18 protein-coding genes and 1 riboswitch are annotated in these 15,825 nt (G+C 61.7%); of the genes, 15 read left to right on the top strand and 3 right to left on the bottom strand.

Annotation, left to right across the window (positions count from 1 at the left end; all coding sequences use genetic code 11):
• The first annotated feature begins 117 nt into the window (after window positions 1-117).
• The 8 genes from LG30_RS0100155 to LG30_RS0100120 all read left to right on the top strand — a co-directional run bounded on the left by LG30_RS0100155 (window position 118) and on the right by LG30_RS0100120 (window position 6,444).
• Window positions 118-927 carry a M48 family metallopeptidase gene (locus tag LG30_RS0100155; protein ID WP_152598955.1) on the top strand — a complete coding sequence of 270 codons (810 nt, stop codon included), beginning with the start codon at window positions 118-120 and terminating at the stop codon, window positions 925-927.
• The gene (locus LG30_RS0100150) at window positions 915-1,421 is read left to right on the top strand and encodes a GNAT family N-acetyltransferase (RefSeq protein WP_033128684.1); all 507 of its coding nucleotides are present in this window, start codon (window positions 915-917) and stop codon (window positions 1,419-1,421) included. Before LG30_RS0100155 ends, LG30_RS0100150 begins: the two co-directional genes overlap by 13 nt.
• A gap of 110 nt (window positions 1,422-1,531) precedes the next feature.
• Window positions 1,532-2,434 carry an ROK family protein gene (locus LG30_RS0100145; protein ID WP_033128683.1) on the top strand — a complete coding sequence of 301 codons (903 nt, stop codon included), beginning with the start codon at window positions 1,532-1,534 and terminating at the stop codon, window positions 2,432-2,434.
• Window positions 2,435-2,475: 41 nt separating this feature from the next.
• Complete coding sequence (locus LG30_RS0100140; protein ID WP_033128682.1) at window positions 2,476-3,201, top strand: copper homeostasis protein CutC; 726 nt, start codon at window positions 2,476-2,478, stop codon at window positions 3,199-3,201.
• A gap of 297 nt (window positions 3,202-3,498) precedes the next feature.
• Entirely contained in the window at window positions 3,499-4,110 is a 612-nt protein-coding gene (locus tag LG30_RS0100135; RefSeq protein WP_033128681.1) for a BamJ family beta-barrel-assembly machinery protein, read from the top strand.
• 122 nt (window positions 4,111-4,232) lie between these two features.
• Window positions 4,233-5,114, top strand: a complete 882-nt coding sequence (locus tag LG30_RS0100130) for an ABC transporter ATP-binding protein (RefSeq protein ID WP_033128680.1) — start codon at window positions 4,233-4,235, stop codon at window positions 5,112-5,114.
• Window positions 5,111-6,145, top strand: coding sequence for an ABC transporter permease (locus tag LG30_RS0100125; protein ID WP_033128679.1), 1,035 nt, complete (start codon window positions 5,111-5,113; stop codon window positions 6,143-6,145). Before LG30_RS0100130 ends, LG30_RS0100125 begins: the two co-directional genes overlap by 4 nt.
• Entirely contained in the window at window positions 6,142-6,444 is a 303-nt protein-coding gene (locus tag LG30_RS0100120) for a DUF2845 domain-containing protein (protein ID WP_152598954.1), read from the top strand. The genes LG30_RS0100125 and LG30_RS0100120 overlap by 4 nt, the downstream gene beginning before the upstream one ends.
• Window positions 6,445-6,719: 275 nt before the next feature.
• Here LG30_RS0100120 and LG30_RS22840 read toward each other — a convergent pair whose 3' ends face one another.
• The gene (locus LG30_RS22840) at window positions 6,720-6,845 is read right to left on the bottom strand and encodes a hypothetical protein (protein ID WP_274518473.1); all 126 of its coding nucleotides are present in this window, start codon (window positions 6,843-6,845) and stop codon (window positions 6,720-6,722) included.
• Window positions 6,846-6,873: 28 nt separating this feature from the next.
• Here LG30_RS22840 and LG30_RS0100115 point away from each other — a divergent pair, with 28 nt between their 5' ends.
• The 4 genes from LG30_RS0100115 (at window position 6,874) to LG30_RS0100100 (ending at window position 11,122) form a co-directional block, all read left to right on the top strand.
• Complete coding sequence (locus LG30_RS0100115) at window positions 6,874-7,893, top strand: amino acid ABC transporter substrate-binding protein (RefSeq protein ID WP_033128677.1); 1,020 nt, start codon at window positions 6,874-6,876, stop codon at window positions 7,891-7,893.
• Between the two features lie 68 nt (window positions 7,894-7,961).
• Complete coding sequence (locus LG30_RS0100110) at window positions 7,962-9,149, top strand: amino acid ABC transporter permease (protein ID WP_238566361.1); 1,188 nt, start codon at window positions 7,962-7,964, stop codon at window positions 9,147-9,149.
• 9 nt (window positions 9,150-9,158) lie between these two features.
• A complete protein-coding gene (locus LG30_RS0100105; RefSeq protein WP_033128675.1) occupies window positions 9,159-10,253 on the top strand; it encodes an amino acid ABC transporter permease in 1,095 nt (364 codons plus the stop codon).
• A 125-nt stretch (window positions 10,254-10,378) separates the two neighbouring features.
• Entirely contained in the window at window positions 10,379-11,122 is a 744-nt protein-coding gene (locus tag LG30_RS0100100) for an amino acid ABC transporter ATP-binding protein (RefSeq protein ID WP_033128674.1), read from the top strand.
• 88 nt (window positions 11,123-11,210) lie between these two features.
• On the opposite strand, the gene LG30_RS0100095 is transcribed toward LG30_RS0100100, so the two are convergent.
• Window positions 11,211-11,426, bottom strand: coding sequence for a DUF1107 family protein (locus tag LG30_RS0100095; protein ID WP_033128673.1), 216 nt, complete (start codon window positions 11,424-11,426; stop codon window positions 11,211-11,213).
• A gap of 230 nt (window positions 11,427-11,656) precedes the next feature.
• Here LG30_RS0100095 and yfcD point away from each other — a divergent pair, with 230 nt between their 5' ends.
• From yfcD to LG30_RS0100080, 3 genes are all read left to right on the top strand, one after another.
• Window positions 11,657-12,163: an NUDIX hydrolase YfcD gene (yfcD, locus tag LG30_RS0100090; RefSeq protein ID WP_033128672.1), complete on the top strand. Its 507-nt coding sequence runs from the start codon at window positions 11,657-11,659 to the stop codon at window positions 12,161-12,163.
• Window positions 12,164-12,290: 127 nt separating this feature from the next.
• Window positions 12,291-12,764: a peroxiredoxin gene (locus LG30_RS0100085; RefSeq protein WP_033128671.1), complete on the top strand. Its 474-nt coding sequence runs from the start codon at window positions 12,291-12,293 to the stop codon at window positions 12,762-12,764.
• 123 nt (window positions 12,765-12,887) lie between these two features.
• A complete protein-coding gene (locus LG30_RS0100080; protein WP_033128670.1) occupies window positions 12,888-13,856 on the top strand; it encodes a calcium/sodium antiporter in 969 nt (322 codons plus the stop codon).
• 150 nt (window positions 13,857-14,006) lie between these two features.
• Here the strand turns inward: LG30_RS0100080 and LG30_RS0100075 are convergent, their stop codons facing one another.
• The gene (locus tag LG30_RS0100075) at window positions 14,007-15,155 is read right to left on the bottom strand and encodes a type III PLP-dependent enzyme (RefSeq protein ID WP_033128669.1); all 1,149 of its coding nucleotides are present in this window, start codon (window positions 15,153-15,155) and stop codon (window positions 14,007-14,009) included.
• Window positions 15,156-15,663: 508 nt separating this feature from the next.
• Window positions 15,664-15,774, top strand: a riboswitch (glycine riboswitch).
• Window positions 15,775-15,825 lie beyond the last annotated feature (51 nt).

Genomic DNA, 15,825 nt, shown 5'->3' with positions numbered 1-15,825 from the left:
GGCTCGTTTTTATTGGTGTTTCGGGACCTTTTTGGTCGCAGGACATGGCAGCCTGCTTGCACCGGACGGCTGCATTTCCGAGAATAGGGCAATCACCTCATGGTAAAGGATCCCTTCATGCGTGCCTCTTCTCTGTCCAAATTCGGCCTGGCTGCCCTGTGCAGCGCCCTGCTGGCCGGTTGTGCCCAGTCTCCGACCGGCCGCAGCCAGATGCTGCTCTTCTCCCCCCAGCAGATGAACCAGCTGGGGGCCGACTCGTTCGAACAGATGAAGAAGCAGGAGAAGGTAAGCACCGATGCCAAGATAAATGCCTATGTCTCTTGCGTGGCCAAGGCGGTCACCGCCCAGGTGCCGGCGAGCTACGGCATCACCAGCTGGGAGGTGGTGGTGTTCGACTCCAAGGAGGTGAACGCCTTCGCCCTGCCCGGCGGCAAGATCGGGGTCTACAGTGGCCTGCTCAAAGTCGCCAAGAATCAGGATCAGCTCGCCACCGTCATCGGCCACGAGCTGACCCACGTGCTGGCCCAGCACTCCAACGAGCGGCTCTCTCGCGAGCAGCTGACCGGCATCGGGCTGGCGGTGGCCGATGCCGCCATCGGCAGCAGCCAGGGGGGCGGTGCCACCATGGCCGCGCTCGGCCTCGGGGTTCAGGTCGGCATTACTCTGCCCTATGGCCGTGAGCAGGAGAGCGAGGCCGATCGGCTTGGGCTGGATCTGATGGCCCGTGCGGGCTTCGACCCGGCCCAGGCCATTCCCCTGTGGCAGAACATGAGTGCCGCCTCCGGTGGCAAGGCGCCGCCGCAGCTGCTCTCCACCCACCCGAGTGATCAGAACCGCATCGCCGAGCTGCAAGCCCAGCAGGCCGAGGCGCAGCCCCTGTATCAGCAGGCCCGTGCAGCCGGTTTGACTCCTCAGTGCAAGGCATAAGCCTGCGGCTGGCCCGTCCCGCCGATGCCGCCGCCATGACGGTGATGCAGCGGGCCAGCTGGCTGGCGGCCTATGGCGAGATGCTGGGGGAAGATTTGCTGGCCCAGCTGGCCGTCACCGATCATCTGCAGATCTGGCATCGCCGGCTGGCAGAATCTGGCCCCACTCCCATGCTGCTCTGCCTGGATGAGGTCATCATCGGCCTGCTCTACTGGCAGCCGGCGCTGGAGGGCACACTGATGACGGCGCGCATCCGTGCCCTCTATCTGCATCCCGGTCATTGGCGCCAGGGCCATGGCAAGCGGTTGTGGCAGGCGGTGGCGATGCAGATGCGTCGGGCTGGCTGTGAATGTGTCAGGTTGTGGCTGCTCGATGGCAACGAGATCGGCGAGGGGTTCTACCTGCGCCGTGGCTTCGTGTTCGATGGGGAGGAGCGTACCTTGCAGAGCCTGGGGCAACCTTGCCTGCAGCGGCAAATGTTCCGTTTGCTTTGAGCTGGCTCCCATTTTTTCCCCATGGTGACTTTATTTTTTTTGCGAATTAATACAATGTGCCCCTTCTGGACAGACTGAGGTGGACAGGTTCACCGGCAAGGGAGTGTGGCATGTATTACGGCTTTGATATTGGTGGCACCAAGATTGCGTTTGCGGTCTATGACGGCGCTCTGAACCTCTGTCACGAGGAGCGCATGAGCACCCCAGGTGATGACTACCCAGGATTGCAACGACTCATTCACAGCCGGGTTATGGAGTCTGACGCCCGTTTTGGTACCAGAGGGGCGGTCGGTATCGGCTTTCCCGGCATTCTCAATCGCCAGGATCGCAGCATAGTGGCGGCGAACCTGCCCGCCATCCACGGCCGTCATCTTGGGGCCGATCTGGCCACATTGCTCGGTCGCCCCGTCAGCGTCGACAACGATGCGAACTGCTTCCTCTGGTCTGAAGTGCATCAGGGGGCGGCGGCCGGCGCCGAGAGCGCGCTGGGGATGACCATAGGCACCGGCATCGGCGGCGCCGTCTATCTGGCGGGCAAGCTCATCCAGGGGCGCAACTGGCTGGCGGGGGAGATAGGTCACTACCCGCTGCCGGCCACCATCCTGATGATGTATCCCGAGCTGCCCCGCCCCCGTTGTGGTTGCGGCCGACCGGTCTGTTTTGAAACTTATGCCTCGGGCACCGGCCTGGAGCGGCTCTATCTGCATTTTCACGGCGAGCGCGCCAGCGGCCACCAGATCGTCGCCCGTGTTGAGGCCGGTGAGGCGAGTGCCCTGGCCACCCTCGATTGCTGGCTGGAGATCCTGGCCGCCGGGCTCGCCACCGCCATCTCGGTGATCGATCCCGAGGTGGTGGTGCTGGGAGGAGGGCTAAGCGGCCTGCCCGTGTTATACGAAGAGCTGCCCCGGCGTCTGCCCGGCCACCTGCTGCCAGGGGTCGCCCTGCCTGCCGTTCGTCAGGCCCGTTTCGGCGGTGCCGGCGGCGTGCGCGGCGCGGCTCTGCTCAATTTATGAGATCAGACACAGGGTCTGATCTCCCCGGATAAGGAGTCATCATGACCCGTCTTGAAATCTGTATCGACAACCTGGAATCCCTGTTTACCGCCCAACAAGCCGGCGCGGATCGCATCGAGCTCTGCTCTGCGCTGGGACTCGGCGGCCTCACCCCTTCCTATGGCTTCATGCAGCAGGTGGCGCGCCATGCGACCATCCCCGTATACGCCATGATCCGCCCCCGTGCCGGGGATTTCTGTTTCAGTGCCGCCGAATTTGAACTCATGCTGCTGGATATCGCCGCCGCCCGCGCCGCTGGCCTGCAAGGGGTGGTGATAGGCCTGCTGGACGAGACCGGCCGGGTGCCCGCCGGGCAGCTCCGGCAGTTGGTGGAGGCGGCCGGCCCCCTCGGCGTCACCTTCCATCGCGCCATCGATCTCAGCTCCAACTGGCGTGCCGATCTGGAGACCATAGTGGCGGCCGGTTGTGAGCGGATCCTGAGTTCCGGTCATGCCCCGACCGCCCTGGCGGGGCTGGAGACCTTGCAAGCCATGCAGCAGACCCTGGCGGGCCGGGCCAGCCTGATGCCGGGGGCCGGCGTCAATGCCGACAACGTGCGCACCATCCTCGAGTTCACCGGCGTGGACGAGGTGCACATGTCCGGCATGGGCTGGCGTGGTGGCATGGTGCCCCACGGAGTGAACATGGGCACCTCGGACGACGGCCGGGTCAATATCACCGACGGCACCAAGGTGGCCGCGGTTAGGGCTTTGCTGGATCGCGCCTGATAAGACATTGGTGCGGTGGCCGGGTGTCTCTCCTTGTCACGGTGTCAACATGGGGACCATAGGACGATGGCCGGGTCAATATCACCGACGGCACCAAGGTGGCCACGGTGCGAGCCTCGCTGAACAGCACGGTAAACAGATCGCCGTCGATGGGCGGCGTTTATCCCTGACTTGTGTGAACTCTCTCCCACGAGCGGGGAAATCAGGGCGGCCACCCGCAGCACCTCGGGAAAAAGTCTGATATCATCCCGTCTCTTTTTTTAATGCCTCATTACTTGGATCTGGAGCTAACTCTCAATGTCCCAATACGACTCTATCGAACAGAAGGCCAGCTATGGCATCGGCCGCAACATGGGTGATCAGCTGGCGCAGCAAGCCTTCGCCGGTCTGGATATCCCGGCCCTGCAACAAGGCCTGGCAGATGCCCTGAATGGTCTGGAGTTCGCGGTTAGCCGTGATGATATCAACGATGCCTTCCAGGTCATCACCGCCCGCATGCAGGAAGAGCAGGAAACGGTTGCCAAGGCCGCTGCCGCCGATGGCGAAGCCTTCCTGGCCGACAACGCCAAGCGTGCCGACGTGAAAGTGACCGACACCGGTCTGCAATACGAAGTCATGGTCGAAGGCGATGGCGCCGTGCCGGTGGCCGGTCAGTCCGTGCGCGTGCACTACCACGGTACCTTCACCCACGGTGGCGTGTTCGACAGCTCGGTTGCCCGTGGCGAGCCGGCCGAATTCCCGGTGACCGGCGTCATCGCCGGTTGGGTGGAAGCGCTGCAGATGATGCCGGTTGGCTCCAAGTGGAAGCTCTACATCCCCCACGATCTGGCCTACGGTGCCCGTGGTGCCGGCTCCATCCCGCCGTACTCCGCGCTGGTCTTCGAAGTGGAGCTGCTGGACATCCTGTGATCCGGCTGGCTTGATGCAAACGGCGGCCCCAGGGTCGCCGTTTGTTTTTGGGCTCTCGGGCCGAGCAATGGGCAGATGTGGGGCTTTTGGATATAGTCAGGTCAGCTCCCGGGAGAGAGATCATGACGCCCATCCTCGAAGTCGTTGACCTTATCAAGCATTTCCCCGATGTGAAGGCGGTGGACGGGCTCAGCTTTGCCATCCCCGCCGGCAGCTGTTTTGGCCTGCTCGGCCCGAACGGGGCGGGCAAGACCACCACCATTGAGCTGCTGGAGGGGATCCACACCCCGGACGGCGGCCAGATCCTGTTTCATGGCGCCCCCCGTGGCCCCGATTACCGCTCGCGCATCGGCATCCAGTTTCAGCACACGGCGCTGCAGGATTTTCTGACGGTACGCGACACCCTGCGCCTGTTCGCCAGCCTCTACCCCAACCCCTTGCCACGGGAGCTGCTGATCGAGCTGTGCGCCCTCGGCGAGTTTATCGACCGGGACAGCCGCAAGCTCTCCGGCGGCCAGCGTCAACGGCTGCTGCTGGCGCTGGCCCTGCTCGGCGATCCCGAGCTGCTGTTTCTGGACGAACCCACCACAGGGCTGGATCCCCAGGCGCGCCACCACTTCTGGCAGCGCATCGAGGCCGTCAAGGCCCAGGGCAAGACGGTGGTGCTCACCACCCACTACATGGACGAGGCGCAGCAACTGTGCGATCGCATCGCCATCGTCGATCACGGCCACCTGCTCAGCCTGGATACACCGGCGGCTCTGCTGGCCCAGCACTTTGACGGTGTGCTGGTGCGGCTGATGGATCACCCGGCCCTCGCGAGTCTGGGGCATCCGCTGCAGCGCCACGGGGAGCTGGTGGAGTTGAGCTGCCCCGATGTGGCCGCCCTGCTGCCACAGCTGCTCGCTCTGGGGGTGCCGCTCACCGGCATGCAGGTGCGATCTCCCAATCTGGAGGATCTCTTCTTGCATCTGACCGGCCATAGCCTGAGGAGTGGCGCATGAGCGATACCATCCAGCGTGCCAGTGGATCCATCAAGCGCATCGGTGCGCTCTTCTATGCCCGCAACCTCGAATTCGTGCGGGACAGGGCGGCGCTGGTCTGGAACCTGGTGTTTCCGCTGTTGCTGGTAATAGGCTTCTCCCTCATCTTCTCCGGCCCCCCCAAACCCCTGGTGCAGATCGGGGTGTTGGGAGTGCTGCCCGCGGCCTATCAACCCCTGCAGCGCATTCCGCTGCTCAAGCTGATCCCCTATGACGACGAAGGGAGGGGCCAGCTCAAGGTGCGCCATCATCAGCTGGATCTGCTGCTCGCGCCGGCACTGAGCCGTTACTGGGTCAATCCGGATGCCCCTCAGGGCGCCATGGCGGAATACCTGCTGCGCCAGGCTGTCCCAGTGTCACTGCACAAGGAGACCCTGAGCGGTCAGGCCATCCGCTACGGCGACTGGCTGCTGCCAGGCGTCATCGGCATGAACCTGATGTTCTCCGGTCTGTTCGGGGTGGGCTTCGTCATAGTCCGTTATCGCAAGAACGGGGTGCTCAAGCGGCTGCGGGCCACGCCGCTTTCTGCCGCCGAGTTTCTCTGTGCCCAGTTGCTGTCACGGGTGCTGATCACTCTGGTGGTGAGCCTGCTGGTGTTTCTGGTGGCTTACTGGCTGCTGGGGGTGCCGCTGCTCGGCTCGGGCTGGCTGCTGCTGCTGATCGCCCTGGTCGGTGGCACTGCCATGGCGTCCCTCGGGCTGCTCATCGCCGCCCGCATCCAGAATGAAGAGCTGGCGAGCGGTTTGCTCAATCTCATCAGCCTGCCCATGATGTTCTTATCCGGCGTCTGGTTTTCGCTGGAAGGCGCTCCCCCCTGGTTGCAGGGCATCGGGGCCCGCTTGCCGCTGAGCCAGATCATCGAGGCGGCTCGGGCCGTGATGCTGGAGGGGGCGGGCTGGCAGCAGGTGGCGGGGCCCCTGGCCCAGGTGATGCTGTTCGCGCTGGTGTGCGTCGCACTGGGCGCTATGTTGTTCAAATGGAGCGCCAAATGAAATCAACTCTGTGGTTGTTGCTGATGGCTGCCGCACTGCCGGTGAGCGCCGGCACCCTGCGTTGCAAGAGCGCCCTGCTGACCGAGGGGGATACCACGGCCGAACTGCTGATCCGCTGCGGTCAGCCGATGCTCAAGGAAGATCTTACCCGCTACGAGGAGAACGGCTTCGGCGCCCGGATGACGGTCAAGTATGCCGAGCGCTGGACCTACAACTTCGGTAAGAGCGAGTTCATGCAGTTTGTGACCGTCGAAAACGGTGTCATCACCGAGATCGAAGACGGCCCGCGCGGCGGTTGAATCCCCTTTCCACCCCACCTCTTTCCCGCCGGTCAGGCGCCTATCGAGCAAGGGCTCATGGCCATGACGCCAGCTCCCGGGGCATCTTGCCCAGGGGCGGGCCATAGAATTAAAACTCAATATTAATGAGTCAGTTAACAATTCATGCCGTGCACCACTGTTGTGCAGATCCATTTTGCCGAAAAAATAATCTCCCTGGTCCGAGGGGGATATTTCAGTATGCTATTTTGTCGATAAGGGTCTATTTTTTATTCATAAGGCGTATATCGGTCCCCTCAAACATTTTGTGCTGTTGCACCAGAGTTGGGCTCGATTGCACCGATTGACAGGTTTTCGACCGGCTGGATAAGCTGCAAAAAAGCAGGGAAAACGCTGGCATCTTGCAGGATTTTTGGTGCCATCTTGAATCAAACCACAGGGAAGAGTGACATGAAGCAGATACACAAGGCGGGTATGGTGATAGTGCTGTCGCTGACGGCAGCCAATGTCTGGGCAGACGGCACCCTGGATGCGGTCAAGAAGAAGGGGTTCGTGCAGTGCGGGGTCGGCGATGGGCTGCCCGGCTTCTCCAACCCGGATGCCAAGGGCACCTGGACCGGTCTGGACGTGGATGTCTGCCGCGCCGTGGCCGCCGCCGTGCTGGGGGATGCCACCAAGGTCAAATACGTCTCTCTCACCGCCAAGGAGAGATTTACCGCCTTGCAGTCGGGTGAAGTGGACCTGCTCTCTCGCAATACCACTTGGACGCTGACACGTGATGGATCCCTGGGCCTGACCTTCGCCGGGGTGAACTACTACGACGGCCAGGGTTTCTTGGTCAAGCAATCCCTCGGGGTCAAGGGCGCCAAGGAGCTGGACGGCGCCGCGGTGTGCATCCAGTCCGGTACCACCACCGAACTCAACCTGGCGGATTACTTCCGTGCCAACGGCGGCATGAAATATACCCCAGTGGTGTTCGATACCTCGGATCAGACCGTCAAGGGGTTCGAGGCGGGGCGCTGCGATGTGCTGACCTCGGATCAGTCCCAGCTCTACTCCCTCAGGATCAAGCTGACCAAGCCGGAAGAGGCGCTGGTATTACCTGAAGTCATCTCCAAGGAGCCGCTGGGCCCGGCGGTGCGTCAGGGGGATGAGCAGTGGTTCAAGGTGGTGCGCTGGAGCCTGTACGCCATGCTCAACGCCGAAGAGGCTGGGGTGACCAGCGCCAACGTGGACGAGATGCTGAAATCCACCAATCCGGACATCCGCCGTCTGCTGGGGCTGGAAGAGCCCAAGGGCAATGTGCTGGGACTGGATGACAAGTGGGCCTACAACATCGTCAAGCAGGTCGGCAACTATGGTGAATCCTTCGATCGCAACGTGGGGGCCGGTTCTCCCCTCAAGATCGATCGCGGTATCAACGCACTCTGGAACAAGGGCGGCCTGATGTACGCACCGCCCATCCGTTGAGTCGATGAGTTGTTGGGGGGCTTGGCCCCCCATGTTCCCCTTGCCTTGGCTTTGTCGGAGTCATCCTGATGGCGTTACATGCATCAAACCATAGGAAGAAACAGGGCCGCTGGTGGTATGACGCTAAGGTGCGGGCCCTGATCTTTCAGTGCTTGGCCGTCGCGGCCGTTATCGCGTTTCTGTTCTACATCATCAACAATGCCCTGACCAATCTGGCGACCCGTGGTATCACCACCGGCTTCGATTTTCTGGGCAATGCGGCCGGGTTCGGCATTCTGCAGAGCCTGATCCCCTACGACGAGACCTATACCTTTGGCCGTACCTTCGTGGTCGGGCTGCTCAACACCCTGCTGGTCTCTGTGCTCGGCATCCTGTTTGCCACCCTGCTGGGCTTCGTGCTCGGGGTTGCTCGCCTGTCGAGCAACTGGCTGGTGGCCAAGATTGCCACCCTCTATATCGAGACCTTTCGCAACATTCCACTGCTGCTGCAGATCTTCTTCTGGTACTTCTCGGTGCTACGCACCCTGCCATCGCCCCGCCAGAGCGTGGAGATGGGGGGAATCGCCTTCCTCAACGTGCGGGGCTTCTACCTGCCCAAGCCGTTGTTTGAAGCAGGATTTGGTTATGTGCTCTGGGCCTTGCTACTGGCGGTGCTGGTCAGCTGGGGGCTGCGACGCTGGGCTCGCCGTCGCCAGGAACTGACCGGCAGGATCTTCCCGGTCTGGAGCTGCAGCATGGGACTTGTCGTCCTGCTGCCCCTCATCACCTTCCTGCTGGCGGGGAGCCCGCTTGCCTGGAGCATCCCGACCCTGCAAGGCTTCAACTTCCGGGGCGGGTTGACGGTATTGCCCGAGCTCGCGGCGCTGCTGCTGGCGTTGACCATCTATACGGCGGCCTTCATCGCCGAGATAGTGCGATCCGGCATCCTCGCCATCAGCAAGGGCCAGACGGAGGCGGCCTCCGCGCTGGGACTGTCACCTACCAAGACCCTGCGGCTGGTGGTCATTCCCCAGGCGATGCGGGTCATCATACCGCCGCTCACCAGCCAGTATCTGAACCTCACCAAGAACTCGTCCCTGGCCACTGCCATCGGCTACCCGGATCTGGTCTCGGTGTTCATGGGCACCACCCTCAACCAGACGGGGCAGGCGATCGAGGTCATCGCCATGACCATGGGTGTCTATCTCCTCATCAGCATCACCACCTCAGTCCTGATGAACATCTACAACCGCAAGATGACGCTGGTTGAGCGCTAGGGAGCTTCCATGTTCGTGAACGATCTACAAGAGGCGCTGCCACCTCCCGACAACAGGCGCGGTGTACTGGCCTGGTGCAGGCAGAACTTGTTCCCCAACTGGTGGAATGGGCTGCTGACCCTGGTGCTGGCTTACCTGCTGTTGCCCCTCATCTGGTCCGCGCTGGACTGGGCGCTGTTCTCGGCCACCTGGCAGGGGAGCGGCCGCGCCGACTGTGTTGCGGGCGGGGCTTGCTGGATCTTTATCGAGAGCCGGCTGGGGCAATACCTCTACGGTTTCTACCCGGCGGATCAGTATTGGCGCATCAATCTGACCTTCGTCGGGCTGGCGGCGCTGCTGGCGTTGCTCATCTGGCCACGCACACCGCGCAAGGGCTGGCTGGCGTTATTTACCCTGCTGGTATTTCCGGTCATCGCCTTCTTGCTGATCCACGGCGGCGCCGGGCTGGAGGTGATAGATACCAACCGTTGGGGCGGGCTGATGCTGACCCTGGTGCTGGCGGTGGTGGGGATAGCGGTCGCGCTGCCATTCGGGATCTTGCTGGCGTTGGGGCGTCGCTCCCACATGCCGGTGATCTCCAGTCTCTCCACCGTCTATATCGAGTTCTGGCGCGCGGTACCGCTCATCACGGTGCTGTTCATGGCGTCCGTCATGCTGCCGCTGTTCATGACCAGCGAGGTGGAGCTCGACAAGCTGCTGCGGGCGCTGATCGGCATCATCTTGTTCCAGGCGGCCTATGTGGCGGAAGTGGTGCGCGGCGGCTTGCAGGCGATCCCCAGGGGGCAGTACGAGGCGGGGGAGGCGCTGGGGCTCTCCTACTGGAAGCTGATGGGGCTCATCATCATGCCCCAGGCCCTCAAGATCACCATCCCCTCCCTGGTGAACACCTTTATCTCTCTGTTCAAGGACACCAGCCTGGTGCTGATCATCGGCCTGTTCGACTTGCTCGCCATCTCCAAGGTGGCGCTGGCGGATCCGGCCTGGCTGGGTTTTTCCACCGAGGCCTATGTGTTTATCGCCATGATCTTCTGGATGTTCTGTTTTGGCATGTCCCGCTACTCCATCTATCTGGAGCACAAACTCAGCACGGGTCACAAGCATTAGGAGTAGTTCGAGATGAGAAGAGACCCTGTGATGGCACTCAGGTCAGTTAACAAGCGATATGGCGGTTTTTTTGAGTTGCACAACATCAATGTGCGGGTGAGCAAGAGAGCAGGAGTTGTTTCGAGATGAAAACAGACGCTGTAGTAGAACTTAAATCTGTCAATAAGTGGTACGGCGAGTTTCATGTGCTGCGTAACATCAACCTGCAGGTGGGCAAGGGCGAGAAGATCGTCATCTGCGGGCCATCCGGCTCGGGCAAGTCCACCATGATCCGCTGCATCAACCGGCTGGAGGAGCACCAGAGTGGCGACATACTGGTTAAGGGCACGGCGCTCACCTCGGATCTCAAGAACATTGAGATGGTGCGCCGCGAGGTGGGCATGGTGTTCCAGCACTTCAACCTCTTCCCCCATCTGACGGTGCTGGAAAACTGCTGCCTGGCCCCCATCTGGGTCAAGCAGTTGCCGCGCAAGGAGGCCGAGGAGATCGCCATGACCTTCCTGCGCCGGGTCAGGATCCCGGAGCAGGCCCTCAAGTACCCGGGCCAGCTCTCCGGCGGCCAGCAACAGCGGGTGGCCATTGCCCGCAGCCTCTGCATGAACCCGCAGGTGATGCTGTTCGACGAGCCGACCTCGGCGCTGGATCCCGAGATGGTGCGGGAGGTGCTGGATGTCATGGTGGAGCTGGCCCATGAGGGGATGACCATGCTCTGCGTCACTCACGAGATGGGCTTTGCCAAGCAGGTGGCGGATCGGGTTATATTTATGGACCGTGGTCAGATCATCGAAGAGAACGTGCCGGATCAGTTCTTCGACCATCCCCAGTCGGAGCGCACCAAGCTGTTCCTCTCCCAGATCCTGCAGCATTGAGCGCAGGCCTCGTGGGATGAAAATAGCCCGCTCGCTCGATGAGCGGCGGGCAAAGACATGCATGGAAGCAGACTACAGACGGAGTATGTCAGCCCGGCAACAGGGTCGTGGTGCGCAGATCGCGCACCGCCAGATTGATCTGCCGGGCCAGGCGTAGCGCCTGATGGCAGCTCAGTGTCCTCAAGTCGATGGCCCCACCCTGAAATTCGAATCGCCCCAGCGCTTCTACCATGAAGCTCCCCTGATGAAAGCTCTTGATATGGCGGGCAATCTGGCGAGGAGACAACTGCTTGAACACCTTCATGGCAAAACACCCTGTTGCTTGGACAGGGCACACTATGCCGCCCTTGCGTGACACCAGTGTGACATTTTATGGAGGGTTGTATGAATCCATTTTTTCCTTGCAGCCTGCCTCGGCGTGGGCTTCCACCTAGGATTGAAAACCTTCTCCCCGTGTGTTGAAAAAGTAGTGCCGCGCCGGGCCCTGGCCTCGATATACTGCTGCTCATCGAGGGTTTCAACGGGGTAGCGTGCGTGGAGTGGGTAGACGTAGTGGATGAGCAGGACCGAGTGATCGGGGTCGCCGAGCGGGCCAGGGTTCGGCGGGAGAATCTGCGTCATCGTGCCAGCTATATCCTGGTGCTCGATGACGCCGGGCGCGTGCTGGTGCAGCGCCGCACCCTCGGCAAGGACTTCTGTCCCGGTATGCTGGACGCCTGCGCCGGTGGCGTGGTGACCCAGGGTGAGGCGATGGAGCCCTCAGCCCGGCGCGAGCTGGCGGAGGAGTTGGGGATCCACGGTGTGCCCCTGCAAAGCTTTGGCACCTTCTACGCCGAAGGAGAGCTGGACGGAAAGGGCTACCGGGTCTGGGGAGGCCTGTTCAGTTGCCGCTATCAGGGTCCCTTGCAACTGCAGGCGGAAGAGGTGAGCGCCGTGCACTGGATGAGCCTCGCCGAGATAGGGTTGCGGGCCCATGAGTTCACCCCGGATTCCCTGCTCGCCATCGCGACCTGGCTGGCTCGGCGATCCGATCGAGCATAATGATTCAGGTCTGTCTCCCGGCTCGCCATCCAAATCGGTCAGGGGCGCAGGTACTCTTGAGCCGGTGTCACCCCTTTCTGACTTGGCGTAGACTGGGCTTCTTTCATCCACTTAAGGACGAGACATCATGATCACAGTCGGCCAATCCCTGCCCGCGGGCGAATTTACCTTTATCACCGGCGAGGGCAAGCAAGTCCAGGACACCCAGGCCCTGTTTGCGGGCAAGAAGGTGGTGCTGTTTGCGGTACCCGGCGCCTTTACCCCCACCTGCTCCAACGCTCACTTGCCCGGTTATGTGGTGCTGGCGGACGAGTTCAAGGCCAAGGGCGTCGATGCCATTTATTGCCTGTCGGTGAACGACGCCTTCGTGATGAAGGCGTGGCGCGAGGCGCAAAATGCCGAGGCCATCACCATGCTGGCGGACGGGGACGGCAGTTGGACCCAGGCGCTCGGCCTGGCCAAGGAGACCGGGTCTTTTGGCGGCCTGCGCGCCCAGCGCTTCGCCCTGATCGCCCGGGACGGCGTGGTGCAGCGGCTGTTTGTGGAGGCGCCCGGCAAGTTCGAGGTGTCCGATGCCCAGAGCCTGCTGGCCGCGCTATAAAATGTTAATCATTGTTTGATTTCATCTTGAAATAGCAAGGCGGCCCGCTACACTGAGCCCGCTTTTGGGTGGAGCCAGGTTTGCAGCCTGGCTCTCGTGTTTGAGTGGATGGGATAGACGATTATGACCCTGGCTTTTGTTGCCCTGATTGCCGGACTGGCGCTGCTGGTCTGGAGTGCGGATAAATTTGTGGATGGCGCCGCCGCGACCGCCCGTTACGCCGGCATGCCGCCCTTGCTCATCGGCATGGTGATTATCGGCTTTGGTACCTCGGCCCCGGAGATGGTGGTCTCCGCGCTGGCAGCCGCCCAGGGCAACCCCGGGCTGGCGCTGGGCAACGCCTATGGCTCCAACATCACCAACATCGCCCTGATCCTGGGGCTGACCGCCCTCATCAGCCCCATCGCCGTCTCCTCCCAGGTGGTGCGCAAGGAGATCCCCATACTGCTCGGCATCACCCTGCTCTCCGGTGCCCTGCTGATTGACGGTCATCTGGGGGGCACGGACGCCCTGATCCTGGGGGCCGTGTTCCTGGGGCTGATGGGCTGGTCCATCTGGGCGGGCATGCGCGGCAAGGGGGATGCGCTCGACGCTGACACCGAGGACGACATCAGCAGCGAAGGCATGTCACGCAAGCGGGCGCTGATCTGGCTGGTGGTCGGTCTGGTGCTGCTGGTCCTGGCCTCCCGCCTGCTGGTGTGGGGCGCCGTCACCATAGCCCAGGCGCTCGGCATCAGTGATCTGGTGATTGGCCTGACGATCGTGGCGGTGGGCACCTCATTGCCGGAGCTCGCCTCCTCCCTCATCGCCATTCGCAAGAAGGAGCACGATCTGGCCCTCGGCAACGTGCTCGGCTCCAACCTGTTCAACACCCTGGCGGTGGTCGGCATCGCCGCCGGCATAGCGCCGCTGGAGGTGGACTCCATGGTGCTCTCCCGTGACTGGTCGGTGATGATGGGGCTGACCCTGTTGCTGCTGATCATGTGTCTTGGCCGCAAGGGGCAGGGGCGGATCAACCGCTGGGAAGGGGGCCTGCTGCTCGCCATCTTCGTGGCTTACACCTCCTGGCTGCTGGGTAGTCAATTTATCTAAAAGTGTATTTATCGGTGGTCGTTTATGCTGTGGAGTGGGCAGATTTTGCCACTATTGAGAGAGGGTCGCCGACCTTATCGATCAGCGGATTGACATGAAGAAGGGGGAAGCATCGGCTTCCCCCTTCTTATTGGCGCGCTCGATGGTGGCTCAGGCCACGGCCACCAGTTTCTGCTTCTGGGCGCTGTCCAGTATGAGGATGCTCGCCTTGGGGAAGAAGTTGAAGGTGGAGGCCGAGGCCCAGGTGTAGGCCCCCATCACCCGACCGATGACCAGCTCGCCGATCGCCAGATCCGGCAGCATGATGCCGTCGCGGATCACGTCCACGCTGTCGCAGGTGGGGCCGGAGAGCACCGCATTGTGCAGCTCGCCGTGGGCATAGGGAGTGCTCACCGGGTAGGTGACATGGTCATAGAGCTGACCGTTGTAGCTGCCGTAGAGGCCGTCATCCAGGTAGTACCAGATCTTGTCACCGCGGTGGGCCTTGCCCATCACGCTGGACACCGAGGTCATGGCCGGCGCGCTGATGAAGCGGCCCGGCTCGGCGATCTTCTGCACTGTGGCGGGCAGCTTGGCCAGCGCCGCGCGGATCGGGGCGCAGAAGCCGTCGATGTCGAACTCGCCACCCTCATAGTCCACCGGGAAACCGCCACCGATATCCAGCACCCAGGGCTTGAGCCCGAGATCCCAGGCCTGCTCCATGATCTCGCGGCAGGCGTCGATGGCCTGCACGTGGCGACGGGAGTGGGGCACCTGGGAGCCGACGTGGAACGACAGCCCCATCACCTTGATCCCCTTGGCCTGAGCCAGTTGCAGCAGCGGCAGCGCCTGCTCCGGGGTGCAGCCAAACTTCTTGGAGAGATCGACCTTGGTCTCCGGGTTCGGGAAGCTGACTCGCAGCAGCAGCTTCACCTCGTCCTTGTAGGGAATGAACTTCTCCAGCTCCAGCGGGTTGTCATAGACAAAGACGGTGCAACCGAATTCCAGCGCATAGCGGATGTCGCTGTCGCGCTTGATGGGGTGAGTGTGAATGCAACGGCCCGGGCGAACCCCTTGGCTGCGCACCAGATCCACTTCGCCATTGGTGGCCAGATCGAAACAGGCCCCCTCTTCCTTCAATACAGAGACCACCGCCTCGTGAGGCAGGGGCTTGAGTGCATAGTGCAAGCGCACATCGGGCAGGGCGGCTGCCAGGGCCCGATACTGTTTGCGGACGGCTGCCTTGTCGAGCAGCAGCAGGGGAGAGCCAAATTGTTCAACCAACTGACGGTAATCTTGTGCGACCAGAGTCTCGTTCATTCTCTTTTGAAGATCCTTAGGGGGCGTGATAGGCCCAAGCCATATGCGATTGAACCGGCGACGGCCGGCTCAGGCGAGTGGTCCGGAGGGACCCACCAGGCACAGTGCATAACTTCGGTGCAAAGTGCTTAGTTATGCGCGGAATTATCTTCTTATTGCGTTTCTGTGCAAGCATTTTGATTGGATATGTTGGCAAGTTTTTCTGGTCGAGACGAAAGGTGCTGTCGATATAAAAGCCACCATCGGGGCCCCGATTGGAGTGCGCCGGGAAAGGTGCTCTAACTCATTGACGCATAACGAACATTTAACATTATGTCAGGAAAGGAGCTGCCTGGAAAAAAGTGCGCGCACCTAGGGGGTGAGTGCGAGACAGCTCACAGTTTTTTGATTAATATGCCCGCTTCCTAATCCAAACTAGTTCGGATGAAGGTAGCAGGAGAGCGATGGGGGACCATCCACCGAAGAAGTGAATCTTTCAGGTACCGGGCAACCGGTGTGGACTGCTACTGGACGATACTCTGGAGAGACCCGTTAGATCGGGCGCCGAAGGAGCAAGGCACTATGACTGCATCGCAGGCAGGTGTCGGAAACTCTCAGGCAAAAGGACAGAGGGGATGGGATGGTTGTACCTGAGCTTGAAACTGTTCACGATCTGTAACGAGAGGTCGTC

Origin of the sequence: Aeromonas aquatica (assembly GCF_000764655.1) — a bacterium.
Lineage (GTDB): Bacteria > Pseudomonadota > Gammaproteobacteria > Enterobacterales > Aeromonadaceae > Aeromonas > Aeromonas aquatica.
This window is presented reverse-complemented; position numbering and strand designations above follow the sequence as displayed.